5 protein-coding genes are annotated in these 4,147 nt (G+C 70.7%); 3 read left to right on the forward strand and 2 right to left on the reverse strand.

Annotated features, from left to right (window positions below):
• Window positions 1-185 precede the first annotated feature (185 nt).
• The gene (locus tag VM681_00700) at window positions 186-500 is read right to left on the reverse strand and encodes a hypothetical protein (protein HVL86515.1); all 315 of its coding nucleotides are present in this window, start codon (window positions 498-500) and stop codon (window positions 186-188) included.
• An 83-nt stretch (window positions 501-583) separates the two neighbouring features.
• Between VM681_00700 and VM681_00705 the strand changes: the two genes are divergently transcribed.
• The 3 genes from VM681_00705 to VM681_00715 all read left to right on the forward strand — a co-directional run bounded on the left by VM681_00705 (window position 584) and on the right by VM681_00715 (window position 3,042).
• Entirely contained in the window at window positions 584-2,131 is a 1,548-nt protein-coding gene (locus tag VM681_00705; GenBank protein ID HVL86516.1) for a DUF1614 domain-containing protein, read from the forward strand.
• Between the two features lie 124 nt (window positions 2,132-2,255).
• Entirely contained in the window at window positions 2,256-2,654 is a 399-nt protein-coding gene (locus VM681_00710; protein HVL86517.1) for an ACT domain-containing protein, read from the forward strand.
• Between the two features lie 160 nt (window positions 2,655-2,814).
• Entirely contained in the window at window positions 2,815-3,042 is a 228-nt protein-coding gene (locus VM681_00715; protein HVL86518.1) for a hypothetical protein, read from the forward strand.
• Here VM681_00715 and VM681_00720 read toward each other — a convergent pair.
• A partial coding sequence (locus tag VM681_00720) for an FAD-dependent oxidoreductase (protein ID HVL86519.1) occupies window positions 3,043-4,147 on the reverse strand: 1,105 nt, incomplete at its 5' end.

The raw sequence follows: 4,147 nt of genomic DNA on the forward strand, positions 1-4,147 counted from the left end.
ACGTGTAGGTCTTGCTCTCGGTGTGGCTTCCCAGGGTCCACGCGATCGAGAACTGGTTTTGCGTGTTGACGACGTTCGCGTTGCTCAGGCCCGGCCCCGTGCAGCCGGCGAGGAAGACCAAGGCGATCGTGGCCGCGCACGCGGCAAGGCTTCGGCCGCTCATGGCCCCCGCATGCAAGGGGAACCTATTTCTTCCCTGCGAATTGGGCGGCCCGCTCCGCAAGCGCGGCTTGGACCTCCTGGCAGGCGGCTTGCACCTCCTGCAGGGCCTGGTCGCCGCGGCCGAACAAGGGCGCCTTGACCTTGAGCCAAAGCTCCACCCCCCGTCCGTGGGGGCCCGCGCGGACGTACACGCGCGTCCGCCGGTGGAGCGCCACGAAGTCGTACGCCCGCGCGGAGGCGATCGTCATTCCCCGCCTCGAAAGCGCCACGCGCAGGGCGTCGAGGAAGGCCTCGGGCGGCCCGTCGGCGGGCACGAACCAGACCGTTTCGCCGACCACGGGAGGGAATCGGTGGAGGGTCCAAGAATCCCTCCGTCGGCCCGCGGAGAAAGCGTTATGGGAAAGCGCCGATTTTCCCGCCGGTGCTCGAACCGCTCGCGGTTCTCGGGTCGCTTGCGCCTTGGCCCCTGCTCCTGGCGGCCGTGGCCCTCCTTGGCGCGTGGGCTCTCTTCCGTCGGCGCACCGACGTGTTCGCCGAGGTCGGCTTTGGAGAGCGCGAGGTGCTCCTTCTGGCGCTGGGTCCCGTGGTGGGCGTTACGCTGAACGTTCCGCTTGCCCCGGTGGGCGGAACGTGGATCGCGCTCAACCTGGGCGGCGGCTTGCTCCCGATCCTCATCGCCGGCCTGTGGATCGCCCGCTCGCGCGAGTCCGGGCGCCTGCGGGTGGTGGGCGTCACGGCCCTCGCGGGGACGGTCCTCGTCGCGCTCGTTGCGCACCACGTGGCGCGCTTCGATCCGGCAATCGGCGTCTTCGCGGAGTTCCCCGCCTTCTTCTTCCCGCCCGTCGTGGCCGCGGCCTTCGCTCTGGCCGTCTCCATCCGCGATCTTCCCCGCTCGCTCCCCGTCGCGTACGCCTCCGGAAGCCTCGGCGCGCTTGTGGGCGCGGACCTGGCAAACGCGGGCGCCATCCTCGATCACTACGCGCTCTGGCCCGAGCCCGGCGTCGTCTCGATCGGCGGCGCGGGCGCCTTCGACATGGTTCCCCTCACCGGAACGTTGGCGATGCTCGCGTGCGCCGTCCTGGTCGGCTTGGCGCGCGCGCGGCCCGTCGCCGTGTTCGCGCGCGTGGACGCAGGCGCCGACGACCGGCGCCGCGCGCTCGCGGCCCTCGCCCGAAGCCCCGCCTCCGCCGCGACGCAGCGCGCGATGGCGGCCCTGGATCGGTCGGAGGCGCACCTTTGGCGGGGCGAATGGGACCGCTCGCGCGAGGCGGCCCGCGCCGCGGTGGCCGACGCGCTCTCGACGCGCTCGCCCGACTCCATGTCGCCCACGCTCTTCCGCCGCGCGCGGGAGATCCTCGGCCTCTCCGGCTTGCGTTCCACGCGGGCCACGGCGCTCGAAGCCCACGCGGCGGCGCGGGACGTCGTGGCCGAGCTTGCGGGGTTGCCGCGCGCGTTCGTCCGCCCGCCGCCGCCTCGGACGGCCTCGGCGGCGCTGCGGCTCGCGGCTTTCCTCGTGGACGCGCTTGTCCTCCTTGGCGTCGTGGGCGCGCTTGCGATCGCGCTCCTGTTCCGCGTCCTCTTGCCGGCGCTTCCCGACGCGCCGGCCTTCGCGCGCGCGTCCGTCTTCGTGCTCCTCGTTGCGCTGCCGCTTGCGCTCGCCTATTTCACGCTCTTCGAGTACGCCTGGGCGGCCACGCCGGGGAAGCGCCTGTTCGGCCTTCGCGTTGCGACGGTGGAAGGGCGCATGCCAAGCCTGCTCGCCTGCTTTGTCCGAAACCTCTTCCGCTTGCCGTGGGTCCCCGCTGCGCTCCACGCCATGCTCCTTCCTCTTGGCGTCTTCCTGCTGGACGGCGCGGCTCTCACGGGCTACGTCGTGCTCGCCGCCGACGCGTGGCTCCTGTCGCGGACGGAGCTCGACCAGCGTCTGGGCGACGTCGTTGCCGACACGGTCGTCGTGCAAGACCGCTAATACGACCTGACGACGGCCACGCAACCGATCCTCGAAACTGTCAACGTCCTCCCGTAGGTCGGTTTCGCACTTTGCAACGCGCACTTGACGGTCCCCCGCGTTCCCGTGGGTGGGTGATTCGCGAATGACGAAGGAATTCGTGGTGAGCTTGCAGAACCGGCCGGGATCGCTTGCGGAGTTCTGCGCGGGGCTTGCGCGCGCCAACGTGAACATCACCGGCATGGCCTGCGTGCCGGGCGCCGAGTTTGGGACCTTCCGATTCACCGTGACGCCCACGTCGGCGCCGACGGCCGAGGCGTGGCTTCGGACGAAGAACATCCCGTTCGTGACGCGCGACGTGCTCACGCGCTCGGTGCCCAACACGCCGGGCGCGCTTGCCACGATCTGCCGCGAGCTTTTCGACTCGGGCGTCAACATCGACTCCATGTACGGCTTCGCGGGCGAGCGCCCCGGAGAGGTCGAGCTTTGCATCGAGCCTTCGCCCGAGCACTTCGCGACGGCAAAGAAGGTCCTCGGCTGGTAGGTGAACGAACGCGGGCGAGGCGCACCTTGCCCGCGCCCTCTTTTAGGGTCATAATTTCTTTTCGCCGTTTCTGGACTCGAATCCTTCAACGGCACCGCCCATTGTTCCGCTTTGAGAAGGTCCTAGCCGCGACGCGTCCATGGGAAACCGGGGCGAAACCATGCGCCATTTCGAAGTCGAACTGGGCGCCGAGCCAAGCGCGCTCGCGGAGTTCTGCGCGGCGGCAAGCCGCGACGGGCTCGAGGTCGCGGGCCTCGCGTGGGAGTGCAACCGGCACGTCGTCCGCTTCCGGGCGCGCAACCCGGACGCCGTCGAGGCGTGGCTGAGCCGCCGCGGACTCCCGCGGCCGCGGGCGCTTTCCGACGAGACGTTCGAGCCGGCCTTCTGATCATTGCGGGCGTTTGCGGCCGTCGAAGACGCGGCCCACGCGCAGGATCGGGGCGATCCCGTCCTTTCCGCGCAGGATGGCTTCGGCGATCCAACGCGCGCTCACCTGCGCGTAGCCGAAACCGTGCCCCGTGAAGCCGGCCGCGCACCACAGGTTGGGCCCCTCCGGGAGCGCGCCCACGATGGGAAGCCCGTCCTCCGAGAAGCACATGATGCCGCTCCAGCGGTGGGTCACGACGGGGCGCGCGGTCGGGAAGTGCTCCGAGAGGAACGAGAGGAGTCCCGCCTGGACCTTCGGGTTCAAAGCGTCCTCGTCCGTGTACTCGGCGGCGCGGTCCGCGGGCCGCTCGCCGCCCACGATGGCGCGCCCTTCGTACCCTCGCCAGTACTCGTACCCGTAGTCGCAGTACACCGGGAGGTCGAAGCCGGGATGGCGCAGGACGTCGGTCGCAAGGACCTGCGCGCGCACGGGGAACGTGTGCGCGGCAAGGTAGGGCGAAAGGGATCGCGCCCACGCGTTTGCCGCGACGACCACGTGCTCGGCGCCGACGGTGGCGCCCGGAAGCGCAAGCCGCCAGCGCCCGCCCTCGCGGACGATCGCGCGCACGGGCGAGGATTCGAAGACGCGCACGCCGTGCGACTCGGCCGCGCGCGCAAGGCCCCGCACGAAGCGCGCGGAGTTGATCTCGCCGTCGCGCGGCTGGAGGATTCCGCCCGCGAATCCGACGCTTTGGAGGCGCTCGTTGAGATCGTCCGCGGGAACGAGCGTTCCGCCGAACCCGTCGCGGTTCTGCAGCCGCGCGCTTTCCTGGAGGACGTCCCATTCCTGCGGCGATCTCGCGATCGTGAGGCCGCCGCGCCGCGCGTAGCCGCACGCGTCGGCGAGCTTGGCGTCGCGCACGACCTGCTCGACGAGGTCCACGTTTGCGTGGTTGATGCGCCAGATCTCGCGCGCGTCGCTCTCGCCGTAGGTGCGGATTGAGTTCGCGTAGTGCTCGCCAAGCCCGGTGATGACAAAGCCGGCGTTGCGGCCGGAGGCCCCGCCGGCGAGCACTCCGCTCTCGAGCAGCACGACCTCGCGTCCGAGCTCGCGCAGGAACCACGCG

The organism is Candidatus Thermoplasmatota archaeon (assembly GCA_035541015.1).
In the GTDB taxonomy this organism is placed as follows: domain Archaea; phylum Thermoplasmatota; class SW-10-69-26; order JACQPN01; family JAIVGT01; genus DATLFM01.

What these genes read in the sequence shown, in the direction of transcription:
- VM681_00710 (HVL86517.1), top strand. Translation starts at nt 2,256, where the DNA reads ATGACGAAGGAATTCGTGGTGAGCTTGCAGAACCGGCCGGGATCGCTT.
- VM681_00715 (HVL86518.1), top strand. Translation starts at nt 2,815, where the DNA reads ATGCGCCATTTCGAAGTCGAACTGGGCGCCGAGCCAAGCGCGCTCGCG.